Genomic DNA, 15,270 nt, shown 5'->3' on the forward strand with positions numbered 1-15,270 from the left:
GACGGTGCCGGGTACGGTGGCGGGCGATGGGCGAACCGGCCATGGACGAGGAGGCGCTGCACCGGGCGCTCGGCCTGACCGACGACGAGGCGGCCCGCATCACCGAGATCCTCGGCCGGCCCCCCAACCACCTCGAGCTCGCCATGTACGCGGTGATGTGGAGCGAGCACTGCTCCTACAAGTCGTCACGCCTGCACCTGCGGCGCCTGCCCACCGAGGCCCCCCACGTCCTGGTCGGCCCAGGGGAGAACGCCGGGGTGATCGACGCCGGCGACGGCATCGCCGTGGCCCTGCGCATCGAGAGCCACAACCACCCGTCCGCCGTCGAGCCCTACCAGGGGGCCGCCACGGGGGTGGGGGGCATCCTGCGCGACATCTTCACCATGGGCGCCCGGCCCATCGCGCTGATGGACCCGCTGTTCTTCGGGACCCTCGACGACGCCCGCACGCGCTGGCTCACCGAGGGCGTGGTGGCGGGCATCTCCGGCTACGGCAACTCGGTGGGGGTGCCCACCGTGGGCGGCGAGCTCACCTTCGCGCCGGGGTACGCCCGCAACCCCCTGGTGAACGTGCTGTGCCTCGGGGTGATGCCCACGGAGCGCCTGGTGCTCGGGGCGGCCACCGGCGAGGGCAACCTGGCCGTGCTCCTGGGCTCGACGACCGGGCGCGACGGGATCGGCGGCGTGAGCGTGCTGGCTTCGGCCGCCTTCGGCCACGACGGGGACGAGGACGCCGACAAGCGCCCCAGTGTGCAGGTGGGCGACCCCTTCGAGGAGAAGCGCCTCATCGAGGCCTGCCTCGAGCTGCTCGACCGGGGCCTGGTGGTCGGTATCCAGGACCTCGGGGGCGCCGGCCTGGCCTGCGCCACCTCGGAGACCGCGGCGCGCGGTGCCATGGGCATGGACGTCGACGTCGACGTCGTGCCGCGACGCGAGCCGCACATGGCGCCCTTCGAGGTGATGACGTCGGAGAGCCAGGAGCGCATGCTCGCCATCGTCGGCCCCGGGGACCGCGACGCCGTCCTCGAGGTGTGCGCGCGCTGGGAGGTGCGGGCGACGGTCATCGGCGTGGTCACCGCCCCGCCGGCCGCGCCCGCCCCCGGTGCGGGCGAGGCCGGCGGCCGGCTGCGCATCCTCGACGCCGCCGGCACCGTGCTCGCCGACATCCCCGCGGCGTCACTGTCGGACGACGCCCCGCTCTACGACCGCCCCCGGGCGGCGCCCGCCGATCTCGACGAGCGCCGGGCGCAGCACCCCGAGGACCTCCCCCCCGGCGAGGTCACCCCGGAGCGGCTGGCCGCCGACACGTTGGCGCTGCTGGCCGACGCCTCCTGGGTGTACCGCCAGTACGACCACCAGCTCTTCCTCAACACCGTCGTGGGACCGGGGGAGGACGCCGCCGTGCTGCGCCTGGCCGCCCCGGGGCTGCCGCCGAGCGACCGCGGCCTGGCCATCTCCACCGATTCCAACCCGCGCTGGTGCGCCCTCGACCCGCGCCGGGGCACGGCCATGACGGTCGCCGAGTCGGCCCTCAACGTGGCCTGCGCCGGGGCCCGCCCGGCGGCGCTGGTCAACTGCCTCAACTTCGGCAACCCCGAGAAGCCCGAGGTGATGTGGCAGCTGTCGGAGTCCGTCGACGGCATGGCCGAGGCCTGCGGGGCGCTCGGGATCCCGGTCATCGGCGGCAACGTGAGCCTGTACAACGCCAGCGGCGGCGCCGACATCGACCCCACGCCCGTGGTGGCGGTGCTCGGCGTCATCGACCGCCTCGAGCGACGGCCGGCGGGCATGGCGCTCGTGCCCGGGACATCGCTCGTGCTCCTGGGCGAGACGGACCCGGCGCTGGGCGGCTCGCGCTTCGCCGTGGAGCGCCACGGACAACGCGGCGGCGTGCTCCCCGCCCTCGACCTGGCGGCCCACGCCCGGGTCCTCGAGCTGACCGCCGCGCTGGTGTCGTCGGAGGGGCTCGTGGCCTCAGTGCACGACGTGTCGGGTGGCGGGCTGGCCGTGGCGCTCGCCGAGTCGGCGCTGCGCGGCGGCGTGGGCTGCACGGTGGCGGTGGCGGGAGGGTTCGCGGCGTTGTTCTCCGAGAGCCCCAGTCGTGTGGTGGTGGGATCGGCCGACCCTGACGAGGTGGTCGCCGGGGCGTCGGCGGCGGGGGTCCCCGCCCGCGTGATCGGCGCTGTCGGCGGCGACCGCATCGTGGTGAGGGGCCTCCTCGACCTGTCCGTGGCCGAGGCCGCAGGCGCGTGGCGCGCCGCCCTCCCGGACGCGCTGGGCGAGCCGGTCACCGCCTGATCGGACCGGTCACCGCCTGATCGGACCGGTCAGCAGTCCTCGATCGGGTGCAGCCCACCGCTGTGCACGTCGAAGACGAAGCCACCCACCTCGATGTCGGGAGGAAGCAGCGGGCACGACCTGATGGCCGCCAGGTCGGAGCGCAATGTCGCCAGCTGGTCGGTGGTGGCCAGGAAGTCCCACCCGGTGGCGTCGACGCCACGTGCGGCCTCGATGCGGGCCCGCACCTGGTCGTCGGTCGACCCCACCATGGCGCAGTCGGTGTGCTGGACCACGCAGACGCGCGTCACCCCGAGCAGGTTGGCCGCCAGGACGAGTGAGCGCAGCGAGTCGGTGGTCACCCGGGCCCCGGCGTTCCGCATGATCTTGGCGTCCCCGGCCCGCAGGCCCAGCATGGCCAGCGGGTCGATGCGCGAGTCGATGCAGGTCAGGACGGCCAGGCCCTTGGCGGCCTTCCCCTCGATACCCGAGTCGTGGAACTCCGTGCTGTAGCGACGATTGGCGTCGAGCAGGTCGTCGAACACGCCCCCGGTTCTACCAGCCGGGGGCGATCCAGCTGAGCGCCGGCCCGGTCAGGCGTGTCCCGGTTGCCGTGGAGACGGCACGGTCGGACATGGCTCCGGCCCGGGCCGCGTCCGGCGCGACGTGATCAGCCGCGTGCGAGCTCGGCCTGCTCGGCGGCGGTGAAGACCCTCGAGCGCACGATGAAGTGCCGGTCCTCACCGGCGGCGAGCGAGAACCCCTCGGGCTCCCCGGCACCCACGTCCAGGACGAGTTGGGTGTGCTTCCACACCTCGAACTGCCGGGCGTCGATGTAGAAGGGGCAGCCCCCCACCTCGCCCAGCCGGACGTCGTGGCTCCCGATGACGAACTCCCCGTCGGCGAAGCACATCGGCAGGCTGCCGTCGCAGCACCCGCCCGACTGGAAGAACATGACCGGGCCGCGCTCGGCCACCAGCTCGGCGATGGCCTCGAGCGCCGCCGGTGTGGCGATGACCCGTGCAGCCGCTCCGCCCCCGTCCGTGCCCGGTTCGTCGGCGACGGGCACGGCGCAGCCGGGATCGTCCGTGCCCGAGACCCCCCCGCCGGTCCGCATGCCCTAGAAGAAGCCGAGGGGCTTGGCGCTGTAGCTCACCAGAAGGTTCTTGGTCTGGGAGTAGTGCTCCAGCATCATCTGGTGGTTCTCACGTCCGACGCCCGAGATCTTGTAGCCGCCGAACGCCGCGCCCGCGGGGTACAGGTGGTAGCAGTTGGTCCACACCCGGCCCGCCTTGATGGCCCGGCCCACCCGGTACGCCACGTTCCCGTTGCGCGTCCACACGCCGGCGCCGAGGCCGTAGAGGGTGTCGTTGGCGATGCGCACGGCGTCCGCCTCGTCGGTGAACGTCGTCACGGCCAGCACGGGGCCGAAGATCTCCTCCTGGAAGACCCGCATGCCGTTGTGCCCCTTCAGCACCGTGGGCTCGTAGTAGTACCCGTCCCCGAGCTCACCGTCGAGCGTGGTCCGCTCGCCGCCGATCAGCACCTCGGCGCCCTCCTGGCGGCCGATGTCGACGTAGCCGGCGATCTTCTCGAGCTGCTGGGCGGAATTCTGGGCGCCGAGCATGGTGGTCGGGTCCAGGGGGTTGCCCTGGGTGATCTTGCGGATGCGGTCGAGGCAGCGCGCCATGAACCGGTCGTAGACGGACTCCTGGACCAGTGCCCGCGACGGGCACGTGCACACCTCGCCCTTGTTGAAGGCGTAGAGCACCAGGCCCTCGATAGCCTTGTCGAGGAACTCGTCGTCCTCGTCCATGACGTCGGCGAAGAAGACGTTGGGTGACTTGCCGCCGAGCTCGACGGTCGAGGGGATGAGATTCTCCGCCGCGTACTGCATGATCAGGCGCCCCGTGGTGGTCTCGCCGGTGAAGCCGATCTTGGCGATGCGCGGGCTCGACGCCAGGGCCTTGCCGATCTCTCCGCCCGGGCCGGTCACGATGTTGATCACGCCCGGGGGGACGACGCTCTCGATGACCTCCGCCAGCTTCAGGATCGACCACGGGGTGGGTGACGCCGGCTTGACCACCGTGCAGTTCCCGGCGGCCAGGGCGGGGGCGATCTTCCACGCCGCCATCAGGATCGGGAAGTTGAACGGGATGATCTGCCCCACCACGCCGAGGGGCTCGTGGAAGTGGTAGGCGACGGTGTCCTTGTCGATCTCGGTGGTGCGGCCCTCGAGCGAGCGGGTGGCACCGGCGAAGTAGCGGAAGTGGTCGACGGCCAGGGGGATGTCCGCCGCCAGCGTCTCGCGCACGGGCTTGCCGTTCTCCCAGCTCTCGGCGACTGCCAGCATCGTCAGGTTGGCCTCGATGGCATCGGCGATGGCGTTGAGCACCGCGGCGCGCTCGGGCAGCGACGTCTCGCCCCAGGAATCCTTGGCGGCGTGGGCGGCGTCGAGGGCCAGCTCGACGTCCTCGGCGGTGGACCGGGCCACCTCGGTGAAGGGCTGGCCCGTGACCGGGCTGATGTTCTTCATGTACCGGCCCTGGGCCGGAGCCACCCAGTGGCCGCCGATGAAGTTCTCGTAGCGGGGCTTCACGTCCACGAGGCTGCCGGGCCGGCCCGGGGCGACGAAGGTCCCGTCGGCGGTGGTCCCTGCGGTACCGGGCTCCTGTGTGGCGGTCTCCTGTGTACCGGTCTCCTGTGTACCGGTCTCCTGTGTAGCGGTCTCTTGTGTAACGGTCATCGTCGTCTCCAGGCTCGGGATCGAGCCGCTTGCCAGTCGGGGGGTCGGTCGTCGGATCGCCCGACCCGGAGCGGCGACGGCGTCGCGCTCGTGTCCGACAGTACGGAGACACGCCCGTCGGCAGTAGGGCCGAAGGACTGTTCCTCGGGGGGAGGCGCGCCGGCGGTCAGGTGGTGCGTGTTCGCTGAGCGGCGAAGCGGTACCGTCCCCGCCCGCCGGCTTTCGCCGCGTACATGGCGGTGTCCGCCCGGGAGACGACCGAGTCGTAGGTGTCGAGACCCTCGGGGAACATGGCGATGCCGACGCTCGCTCCGACCGACAGGGTGAGCCCCCGGACCGTGAACGGCGTTCCCACCGCCGACACGATCTTCTGAGCGACCGATTCGACATCCTCGGGATGCCGCACGTCCTGGAGCACGACCCCGAACTCGTCCCCGCCGATCCGGGCCACGGTGTCCACCTCGCGCACCACCCGCAGGAGCCGCTCGGCCACACCCGCCAACACCTCGTCACCGATCTTGTGGCCGTGCGTGTCGTTGATCACCTTGAAGCAGTCGAGGTCGATGAACATGAGGGCGTGCCCGGCCCCGCTCCGGCGGGCCAGCGTGATGGCGTGGGTCACGCGGTCCTCGAACAGGCGCGAATTGCCGAGGTCGGTCACCGGATCGTGCAGCGCCTGGTGGCGCACTTCGTCGAGGAGCCTGGCGCCGTCGAGGGCGGTCCCCGCCAGGCTGGCCACGCCGCTCAGGCGCTCCGTCAGGATGTCGTCGGGTTGGGCGCCGTCGGCGACGGGCCCGACGGCCAGGACCCCGAAGAACTCGTCGCGAGCCGACAGGGGCACGACGACCGCCGACGACAGGCCTGTCAACGACAGCACGCCCTGCAGGACCGGATCCGAGATGCCCGTCGCCACGGTGGGGCTCGGTGTGGACAGCATCCGGTTCACGATCCGGTTGTCGCGCAGCGACGCCACGCCGGGTACCGGGACGGAGATGGGCGAGCGGCGGGCCGCCGCGGCTCGCGTGAGCACGGCGTCGCCGCTGTCCCAGAGGAGCACGTACGCCTCCTCGCCGGCCACGATCTCGGGGAGGGCATGGACGAGCAGTTCGGCGACCTCCTGGCGCGACCGCACCTGGGCGAGCGCCTTGCCCAGCGCGAGCAGCGCCCCCAGCGTGGCGTTGCGGTCGCGTGACTCGTCGAGGGCGGCCGCGGTCTCCAGGGCGGCGGCGGCGTGCCCGGCGTAGGCCATGAGCAGCGAACGCTCCTGGGGCAGGAAGTGGTAACCGTCGGGATAGAAGGCAGCCAGGCGTCCGAAGTGGGCACGGGGTGACGCGATCTCGACCAGGAGGCGCGAACCGTGCTCGGCCGTGGGGTCGGCCACGAGGACCTCGCGCAGGGCGTCGTCGACCTCGGCCCGGGCGAAGCCGACGTGGTGGACCCTGGGGGCCAGGTCGCCGGGGAGCTGGGCCACCAGCAGGTAGCGCGGGGCGCGGACCGCGACGCCGGCGCGTCGGGTGATGGTCTCCAGCATGGCGTCGACGTCTCGTGCCGACGACAGGTCCTGGGCGACGGACTCCAGCGCCTCGAAGCGGGTGGTGAGGACCCCCACGCGCTCTCGCAGGAACTCGACCTCGCGCTCCGGGCTGGCCTGCAGCGACGACGTGGGATCCCAGGTGATCGCGAACAGGCACCGCGCGTCGCCGCGGGTCTGGCACTCGCGTTCCTCGACTCGGGCGGGCTCCATCCCGAACAGGACGGGGAATTGCGAGATGGCACCGGCCGTGTACCCGCAGAAGAGCGGGTCCCGCGTGATCGGATGGGTCGTCACCTGGCTGACGAAGGCGTGGTCGTCGCCGACCTCGAAGACTTCGGAACGGGTGACCGTGGACTGCTTCGCCGATATGGCCGGGTACACGCGCAGCAGCTCAGCGGGTGAGCCGAGCGACCGCAGCGTCGTCAGGACCTCGGTCCCCGCGTACTGGCGCAGCACTTCCACACCGGCCTTCCGACCGACGTCGGGGTCGTCGAGCACCCGGGCGGCCGCCGCGAAGATCGCCAGCCCCTGCGGGTAGGTGCTCCATTCGTTCGGGTCCTGCAGTTGGGCCACGGGGCGGCGTTCCCCCGCCTCGTGGCGAACGCGCTCGACGCCGGTGTCGCCGGCCGCCTGGCGCACGTGGGCGAGCAGCGCACCCAGCATCGAGTTGGCCAGGGTGTGGCCGTTCTCGTGGTCGTCCACCCGTTACCCATCGGCACCAGGGCGAGGACCCTTGACGGCCGTGGGCCCCCGCCCGAACGCCCCACGCCCGGAGCTCCACGCACGCTCGAACGCCCCTCGGTCCCGAGCGCCGGACGGGCCGGGCCGTCGGTTGGCGGCGGTTCGTCAGTCGTCCGACGCGCCCGCCACCACCGCGGTGACGTCGGCGCCCGGAGCGAACGTGCTGATGCCGACGGTCAGCCCCGGCGTTCCTCGAGGGCGCGGAGCACGTCGTCGGGGACCCTCAGGTCTCCCCGGCCGGTGCCCACGTTGAGCCCGGGCTTGAACGTGCCGTGGAAGTCGGAGCCGCCGGTGGCCACGAGCCCGCAGCGCTTGGCGATCTCCCGCAAGGCGGTGCGCTGGTCGTGGGAGTACGAGGCGTAGACGGCCTCGATGCCGTCGAGCCCCCCGTCGGCGAGCTCCGCCACCAGCCGCTCCAGGGCCCGGGGCCCGAGCCCGGTCGAGAGCGGGTGCGCCAGGACCGCCACCCCGCCCGACTCGTGGGCCAGCCGGGCGACGTCAGGAGGGTCGATGCGGGCCTTGGGCACGTAGGCGGCGCGCCCGTCGGCGAGATAGCGGTCGAAGGCGTCGTCGACGTCGGCCGCCGCGCCGGCGGCGACGAGGGCCCGGGCGAAGTGGGGCCGGCCCACGCCGCCCTCGTCGCCGGCCTCCGCCACGACGTCGTCGTAGCGCACCCCCGTGCCGAGCTCCACGAGGCGGGCGGCGAGCTCCTGGTTGCGCACCGCCCGGTCCCCCCGGAGCTTCACCAGCTCGTCCTGGAACGGCCCCGCTCCGGGCGTGACGAAGTACACCAGGACGTGCACGGACCCGGCGATCGGGGCGGCCCCCTCGGGTGGTGCGGGCTTGCGGCACGACACCTCGCACCCGGGCACGAGGCGCACGCCGAGCTCGGCCGCCACCCGCCCGGCCTCGTCCAGGCCGGCCAGGCTGTCGTGGTCGGTCAGGGCCAGGGCCGAGCACCCCGCGGCGGCGGCCAGCTCGGCCACGCGGGCGGGCGTCTCCGAGCCGTCGGAGACCCGGGAATGGGTATGGAGGTCGATCACCGCCGGGAGGCTACCCGGGCGCCCGCCACGCTCCACCCGACCGTCACGCCGGCGTGGGAGGGTAGGCTCCACAACGCGGCGAGAGGGTGCGCCGGGGGAGCGGGGAGCCCCCTGAACGTCCGGCGCAGTGAGGGCAGCGCGATGAGGGCCCAGTGAAAGAAGCCTGTGGCGTCTTCGGCGTGTACGCGCCCGGCAGGGCGGTGGCGCAGCTCACCTTCGACGGTCTCTACGCCCTGCAGCACCGCGGCCAGGAGTCGGCGGGCATGGCCGTGAGCGACGGCGAGGCCGTCACCGTGGTGAAGGACATGGGCCTCGTCACGACCGTCTTCGACGAGCGCACGGTGTCGTGCCTCCCCGGCGACCTCGCCATCGGCCACACCCGTTACTCCACGACGGGCGCCTCGGAGTGGCGCAACGCCCAGCCCGTGTTCCGACCCGTGGGCCGGGCCGGGTTCGCGCTGGGCCACAACGGCAACCTGACCAACACGGCGTGGCTCGCCGAGCAGGCCGGCATGCTCCCCGGGGTGGTGGCCTCCGACAGCGACCTCGTGGCCGAGCTGCTGGCGCTGCGGATCCCGGCGCCGCCCGCCTGGGACGCCGAGCTCGACGCCGCCGCCGACGGGCTCGACGGCCTCGACGGCCTCGCCGGAGGTGCGGGCGCCGGGCTCGACGTCGTCGACGATGCCCTCGAGGACGCCCTGCGCCAGGTCCTGCCCCTCGTGGACGGGGCCTTCTCCTTCGTGCTGCTCGACGCCACCCATCTGGTCGGGGTGCGCGATCCCGCCGGGCTGCGGCCGCTGTGCCTGGGCCGGCTCGGGCCCGCCGAGGCGCCGGCGGGATGGGTGCTGGCCTCGGAGACCCCCGCGCTCGACATCGTGGGCGCCACCTTCGTGCGCGAGATCGAGCCCGGTGAGATGGTCGTCGTGGACGGCAAGGGGGTGCGCTCGGAGCAGCTGTTCGCCCCCGAGCGCATCGACCAGCACCTGTGCATCTTCGAGTTCGTGTACTTCGCCCGGCCCGACAGCCTGCTCTACGGGCGCGAGGTGCACAGTGCGCGGCGGCGCATGGGCGAGCTCCTGGCGGTCCAGGCGCCCGTCGACGCGGATCTGGTCATGGGCGTGCCGGATTCGGGCGTCCCCGCCGCCGAGGGGTTCGCCCGCAAGACCGGCATCCCCCACGGCCAGGGCCTGGTGAAGAACCGCTACATCGGGCGCACGTTCATCATCCCCGGCCAGGCGGCGCGCGACGCCGGGGTGCGGCGCAAGCTCAACCCCCTGCGCGAGAACATCGCCGGCAAGCGCATCGTGGTCGTCGACGACTCCATCGTGCGCGGCACCACGCAACGGGCCGTGGTGCGCATGCTGCGCGAGGCCGGGGCCACCGAAGTGCACCTGCGCATCTCGTCGCCGCCGCTGTCGTGGCCGTGCTTCTACGGCATCGACATCCCCGACCGCAACCAGCTGGTGGCGGCCGAGCAGACGGTGGAGGAGGTCGCCGCCTTCCTCAACGTCGACTCGCTCGCCTACCTGTCGCTCGACAACCTCGTCGCCGCCATCGACGTGCCCGGGGCGGGCTTCTGCACGGCGTGCCTCACGGGGGACTACCCCGTGCCCGTCCCGGTCGCGCTGGCCGCCGCCGGGAGCGCTCGGGGGCCGTCGGGCCCGACCACCGCCTGACGTGGGCGAGGACCGCCCCGGCGCCACCTACGCGGCCGCCGGCGTCGACATCGGCGCGGGCGACGCCGCCGTGGCCCGCATCCGCGACCTGGTGGCGTCGACCGCCCGCCCCGAGGTGGTGGGCGGCATCGGCGGCTTCGGCGGGAGCTTCGCCTTGGACCCGGCGCGCTACCGGGCGCCCGTGCTCGTGTCGTCGACCGACGGCGTGGGGACGAAGTCGCTCGTGGCCGCCGCCGCCGGGCGCTACGACACCATCGGTGTCGACCTCGTGGCCATGTGCGTCGACGACATCGTGTGCGTCGGGGCCGAGCCCCTCTTCCTCCTCGACTACGTGACCACCGGGAAGCTCGACCCCGACCAGATGGAGCAGCTGGTCGCCGGGGTCGCCGACGGCTGCCGGCAGGCGGGCTGCGCCCTCCTCGGCGGCGAAATGGCGGAACATCCCGGCTCCCTCCCGCCCGGCGAGTTCGACCTGGCCGGGTTCACGGTGGGCGTGGTCGAGCGCGACCGCATGCTGGGGGCGCACCGGGTGGTGGCCGGGGACGTCCTCGTGGGGCTGCGGTCGCCGGGGGTGCGCTGCAACGGCTACAGCCTGGCGCGCCACGTGCTGCTCGAGCGGGCCGGGCTGGACCTCCTCGGCCCCGCCTGGGAGGGCGCCGACCACACCCTGGCCGACGAGCTGCTGCGGCCCTCGGTCGTCTACGCCCCGGCGGTGATGGCGGCCGTGGGCGGCACCGAGGTGCACGCCGCCGCCCACATCACCGGCGGCGGCATCCCCGGCAACTTGGCGCGCGTGCTCCCCGAGCACTGCGACGCCGTGGTCGACCGCAGGGCCTGGGAGGAGCCGCGCGTGTTCGCCGAGATTCGCCGTCTCGGCGACGTCGACGAGGGCGAGATGGCCCGGGTCTTCAATCTCGGCATCGGCATGGTGCTGGCGCTGCCCGAGGCGTCGGTCGCCGCCGCCCTCGGCGCCCTGGCCGGCGCCGGCCGGCCGGCGGTGGTCATCGGGCGCGTCACCGACGGGGCGGGGCGCGTGCGGATGGGGGAGGGGGCGTGACCCGGACGACCGGGCCCGACGCCGCCACGCTGGACGCGCTGCGCCGGCACCTCATGGACCACTCGGTGCGCACCGGTGATTTCGTGCTGAAGTCCGGTCGCCGCTCGACGTGGTTCATCGACTCCAAGCAGACGGTGTGCCGGCCCGGCGGGATGCTCCTCGTCGCCGACGCGCTGCTGGCGGTGGTCCCCGCCGACGCCACCGCCATCGGCGGCCTCACCATGGGGGCGGACCCCGTCGCCTTCGTCGCCGCCGGGGTGGCCGCCACCCGGGGCCGGGACCTGAAGGCCTTCAGCGTCCGCAAGGAGGCCAAGGGCCACGGGGGTGGCGGGAGCATCGCCGGGGCGCTCGACCCCGGGGACAAGGTCGTGGTGACCGAGGACACCGTCACCCGGGGCACGTCGCTGCTCCAGGCGGTGCAGGCCGTGCGCGCCGCGGGCGCCGAGGTGGTGCTGGCCGTGGCCGTGGTCGACCGCGGCGGGGCCGCCGCCGACCTGCTCGGCGCGCAGGGCGTCGCCTTCCGTGCCCTGCTCGGCGCGCCCGACCTCGGCTTCGACTACGACGAGCGCTGAGCGCTGAGCGCTGAGCGCCGATTGACGCCACGCGTCGGGCCGTCGTGCCGGCGCCCGAGGGGTTCGACTCCCACCGGTGTCACGACGACAGGTCGGCGAGCGCCGGCTCCACCGCCCGGTGGAAGGTGGGATAGGCGTAGATCATGCGCCGGAGGTGGTCGACGGGGACCTCGGCATGCACGGCGAGGGTGAGCATCGACAGCACCTCGCCACCGGCGGGGCCCGCTGAGGTGGCGCCCACGAGCACGCCGCGCCCGGCGTCCTCGACGAGCTTGATGAAGCCTTCGTTGCCCGCCTTGTGGATCCACCCCCGGGTGGAGTCCCGCACCGGGTAGGTCCCGGTGCGCACCGTCAGGCCCTGCTGGCGCGCGGCGGCCTCGCTCAGGCCCACGGAGCCGATCTCCGGGTCGGTGAACGTCACCCGGGGCAGCGCCCGGTAGTCGGCCGCCGGCGGCTCCTCGCCCAGGACGTCCGCCACCACGATGCCGGCCTGGTACATCGCCACGTGGGTGAAGGCCCCGACGCCGGTCACGTCCCCGATGCCCCACACGCCGTCGGTGACGCGCAGCCGGTCGTCCACGGGCAGGGCACGCGCCGTCTCGTCGACGCCGATCGTCGCCGCGCCGATGGCGGCCAGGTCTGGCCGGCGGCCGGTGGCCACCAGGAGCTGGTCCCCGGTGACGGGGCGGTCCCCCTCGAGCTCCAGGACGAAGCGCCCCATGTCGTGGCGCACCGCGGTGATGCGGGCCCCGGTCCGGAGGTGCAGGCCCTCCCGGTCCAGCACGTCGGTGACGAGCGCGCTCGACTCGGGCTCTTCGAGGGCGAGCAGCCGGTCGGCCGCCTCCACGACCCAGACGTCGGTGCCGAAGCGGGCGAACACCTGCCCGAGCTCGACGCCGATGGCACCACCGCCGAGCACCACGAGCGACGAGGGCAGGGTGTCGGCCTCGATGGCGTCGCGGTTCGTCCAGTATCGGCCGGCGAGCTCGGCGAGGCCGGGGATGGGCGGGGCCCAGGGCTCGGCCCCGGTGGCGACGACCACGGCGCGCCTCGCCTCGTAGGCGTCGTCGCCGACCACGACGCGCCCCGGGCCGTCGAGGCGTCCCCAGCCGCGCACGAAGCGCCCGCCCTTCCCCTCGAAGCGCTCCACGGCCACCCGGTCGTCCCAGTCGTCGGTGGCCTCGGCGCGGATGCGGCGGGCCACGGGCGTCCAGTCGGGTGTGACCGTGGCGCTCCCCGCCATGCCGGGCACGCGCCGCGCCTCGGCCAGCAGGTTGGCGGCGCGGATCATCATCTTCGACGGGATGCAGCCCCAGTACGGGCACTCCCCGCCGAGCAGGTTGCCGTCGACGCCGACGACGTCCAGGCCCGCCCGGGCCAGCCGGCCGGCGGCCTCCTCGCCGCCCGGGCCCATCCCCAGCACCACCACGTCCACCTGCTCGGTCATGCCGCCTCCCGCGTCGGTCGCGCCGCTTCTGCGTCGGAACCTACCGCCGACGGCGATCCGACTCGGGGCGGCCTGCCCGGCCCGTGCCGGCAAGGCCGTCCAGGTGCGAACGGCAGGGTGCGGGGTGCCGTTCGCCTCTACTGCCCGTGCCTGGGGAAGGCCAGTGTGGGTCGTATGTTGACCGACAGCGAGGGCTTGGAGGTTCTCGTGGAGGAGGAGTGCCTGAAGCTCCTCGACTCCGCGTCCCTGGGGCGCATCGCCGTGACGATCGGCGCGGTGCCCGCCATCTTCCCGGTGAACTACCAGCTGCTCGACGGGCAGATCCTGTTCCGCACCGGCGAGGGGACGAAGCTCCACAACGCCTCGGACAGCGCCGTGGTCGCCTTCGAGGTCGACGAGGTCGACGAGGTCACGCACGAGGGGTGGAGCGTGCTGGCGGTGGGTGTCGCCCGGGAGGTCAGGGACCGGATGCTGGCCTCGTCGGTGCTCGAGCGCCTGCCCCATCCGTGGGCGCCCGGGCGACGTAACCACCTGATCGCCATCGTCCCCGAGTTCGTGTCCGGACGGCGGATCGTCCAGGTCCCACAGCCGTCGTAGGCGCCGCGTCGTCGCCGCGGGCGGCCCGGGGCGGGCGGGTCAGGAGACCGTGGGCCCCTGGGCGCGCCCGATGTCGGCCATGAGGTCGATCCAACCCTGGATGTCGCTGTTCTTGTAGTCGACGTGCGCCTTCAGGTCCGCGGGCACGAAGAACTCGAACCCGTCGGTCTCCATGGCGTCGACGATGCCGGCCGCGCACTGCGCCGCGGTGGCGAACTCGCCCCCGGTCAGCCCGGGCAGCTCCCCGGGTCGTTGGTCCCAGATCTCGGTGGCGATGGCACCGGGCTGGACCAGCTTCAGCTCGACGGGGGTGTCGGCGAGGTCCATGGCGGCCGCCTCGCTCCAGCCCGACATGGCGAACTTCGACGCGCAGTAGGCGGACTCGTGGACGATGCCGAAGCGGCCGCCGCCGCTGGCGACGTTCACGATCGTGCCCGACCCGCGCCCCAGCATGAGGGGGAGGATCGCCAGGTTCATGCGGATGGGGGACAGGAAGTTCGTCCGCATGACCACGTCGAGGTCCTCGGCGGTGTGGTCGGTGACCAGCTTGCGCTTCCCGACGGCGGCGTTGTTGACGAGGCAGTCGAGCGCGCCGAACGCCGTCCAGGCGTCGTGCACCAGCTGCACCGAGGCATCCACGTCCGACAGGTCGGCGACCCACATGCGCGAGCCGGGGGCGTGTCGGCGGCACCGGGCGAGTGTCTGGGTGAGGCGATCGGCCCGGCGGGCCACGATCCCCACCGTGGCGCCCCGCTCCGCCAGCATCGGTGCCAGCGCCTCGCCGATGCCCGACGACGCGCCCGTCACGAGGATGGTGGCGCCTTCGACTCTCACGTCCCGGCCTCCCCCGTCGGGTCCTCGAGAATCCGCGGCCGACGGCCGGGCGGTGATCCGAGTGGTGAACGGCGCCCGTCGACCCGCCGGGCGGGGAGGTCGGTCAGCCGACCCCTCCCGCCGGGACGGTGTCCACGAGCTCGCTGCGTCCTACCGCCGACGCGCCGGTGCCTTGCGGGCGGTGGCCTTGCGCGCCGGTGCCTTGCGCGCCGGTGCCTTGCGGGCCGGTGCCTTGCGGGCGGTGGCCTTGCGCGCCGGGGCCTTCTTGGCGGTTGCCTTGCGGGTGGCAGTCTTCTTGGCCGGCGCCTTGCGGGCGGTCGCCTTCTTGGCGGTCGCCTTGCGTGCCGCCGGCGCAGCCTTGCGCGTCGCCACCGGAGCGGCCGTCTTCCCTGCGGCGCGCACGGCGTCGTCGCTCGTCGGGAAAGCGCCGCGCTTGAGCTTCGGGGCACCCGACGGCGACATCACGGCGTCCTTGAACGCCTTCACCGGAGTGATGCGCGCCTTCTTGGAGGCCTTGATGCGGATCGTCTCTCCCGTGGCGGGATTGCGGCCCATGCGGGCGGGACGGTCGACCTTGACGAACTTGGCGAACCCGGTGATCGCCACCGGCACACCCTGCGCCACTACCGCGGTCACGACGTCGGTGAAGCCCTCCAGGACAGTGGACACGGTCCTGAGGTCCACATCCGCCTGCACGGCCACCGCTTTGGCAAGCTCTCTTTTGTTCATGGGGGCCTATTGTGCTCC

The 15,270-nt window shown here is 73.4% G+C and carries 13 protein-coding genes; 5 read left to right on the forward strand and 8 right to left on the reverse strand.

Going from position 1 to position 15,270, the window contains the following annotated elements:
* The first annotated feature begins 26 nt into the window (after window positions 1-26).
* Window positions 27-2,297, forward strand: a complete 2,271-nt coding sequence (purL, locus tag VMV22_04700) for a phosphoribosylformylglycinamidine synthase subunit PurL (protein ID HUY21621.1) — start codon at window positions 27-29, stop codon at window positions 2,295-2,297.
* Window positions 2,298-2,326: 29 nt separating this feature from the next.
* On the opposite strand, the gene VMV22_04705 is transcribed toward purL, so the two are convergent.
* From VMV22_04705 to VMV22_04725, 5 genes are all read right to left on the reverse strand, one after another.
* Window positions 2,327-2,821 carry a carbonic anhydrase gene (locus VMV22_04705; protein HUY21622.1) on the reverse strand — a complete coding sequence of 165 codons (495 nt, stop codon included), beginning with the start codon at window positions 2,819-2,821 and terminating at the stop codon, window positions 2,327-2,329.
* 125 nt (window positions 2,822-2,946) lie between these two features.
* On the reverse strand, window positions 2,947-3,345 hold the full coding sequence (locus VMV22_04710; GenBank protein HUY21623.1) for a DUF779 domain-containing protein: 399 nt from the start codon (window positions 3,343-3,345) through the stop codon (window positions 2,947-2,949).
* Between the two features lie 51 nt (window positions 3,346-3,396).
* Window positions 3,397-4,875, reverse strand: coding sequence for an aldehyde dehydrogenase family protein (locus VMV22_04715; GenBank protein ID HUY21624.1), 1,479 nt, complete (start codon window positions 4,873-4,875; stop codon window positions 3,397-3,399).
* 313 nt (window positions 4,876-5,188) lie between these two features.
* Entirely contained in the window at window positions 5,189-7,258 is a 2,070-nt protein-coding gene (locus VMV22_04720) for a diguanylate cyclase (protein ID HUY21625.1), read from the reverse strand.
* A 215-nt stretch (window positions 7,259-7,473) separates the two neighbouring features.
* Complete coding sequence (locus VMV22_04725; GenBank protein ID HUY21626.1) at window positions 7,474-8,340, reverse strand: PHP domain-containing protein; 867 nt, start codon at window positions 8,338-8,340, stop codon at window positions 7,474-7,476.
* Between the two features lie 152 nt (window positions 8,341-8,492).
* Between VMV22_04725 and purF the strand changes: the two genes are divergently transcribed.
* The 3 genes from purF to pyrE are packed head-to-tail and all read left to right on the forward strand — an operon-like array spanning window position 8,493 to window position 11,645.
* Window positions 8,493-10,016: an amidophosphoribosyltransferase gene (gene purF / locus VMV22_04730; GenBank protein ID HUY21627.1), complete on the forward strand. Its 1,524-nt coding sequence runs from the start codon at window positions 8,493-8,495 to the stop codon at window positions 10,014-10,016.
* A 1-nt stretch (window position 10,017) separates the two neighbouring features.
* Window positions 10,018-11,073 (forward strand): phosphoribosylformylglycinamidine cyclo-ligase, encoded by a 1,056-nt coding sequence (gene purM, locus VMV22_04735; GenBank protein HUY21628.1) that lies wholly within the window; start codon window positions 10,018-10,020, stop codon window positions 11,071-11,073.
* Window positions 11,070-11,645 (forward strand): orotate phosphoribosyltransferase, encoded by a 576-nt coding sequence (pyrE, locus tag VMV22_04740; GenBank protein HUY21629.1) that lies wholly within the window; start codon window positions 11,070-11,072, stop codon window positions 11,643-11,645. The genes purM and pyrE overlap by 4 nt, the downstream gene beginning before the upstream one ends.
* 79 nt (window positions 11,646-11,724) lie before the next feature.
* Here pyrE and VMV22_04745 read toward each other — a convergent pair whose 3' ends face one another.
* Window positions 11,725-13,092 carry an NAD(P)/FAD-dependent oxidoreductase gene (locus tag VMV22_04745; protein ID HUY21630.1) on the reverse strand — a complete coding sequence of 456 codons (1,368 nt, stop codon included), beginning with the start codon at window positions 13,090-13,092 and terminating at the stop codon, window positions 11,725-11,727.
* Between the two features lie 174 nt (window positions 13,093-13,266).
* Here VMV22_04745 and VMV22_04750 point away from each other — a divergent pair, with 174 nt between their 5' ends.
* A complete protein-coding gene (locus tag VMV22_04750) occupies window positions 13,267-13,689 on the forward strand; it encodes a pyridoxamine 5'-phosphate oxidase family protein (GenBank protein ID HUY21631.1) in 423 nt (140 codons plus the stop codon).
* A gap of 39 nt (window positions 13,690-13,728) precedes the next feature.
* Here VMV22_04750 and VMV22_04755 read toward each other — a convergent pair whose 3' ends face one another.
* Window positions 13,729-14,523: an SDR family NAD(P)-dependent oxidoreductase gene (locus tag VMV22_04755; GenBank protein ID HUY21632.1), complete on the reverse strand. Its 795-nt coding sequence runs from the start codon at window positions 14,521-14,523 to the stop codon at window positions 13,729-13,731.
* A 150-nt stretch (window positions 14,524-14,673) separates the two neighbouring features.
* The gene (locus tag VMV22_04760; protein ID HUY21633.1) at window positions 14,674-15,252 is read right to left on the reverse strand and encodes an HU family DNA-binding protein; all 579 of its coding nucleotides are present in this window, start codon (window positions 15,250-15,252) and stop codon (window positions 14,674-14,676) included.
* Window positions 15,253-15,270 lie beyond the last annotated feature (18 nt).

This window comes from Acidimicrobiales bacterium, assembly GCA_035531755.1.
Lineage (GTDB): Bacteria > Actinomycetota > Acidimicrobiia > Acidimicrobiales > UBA8190 > DATKSK01.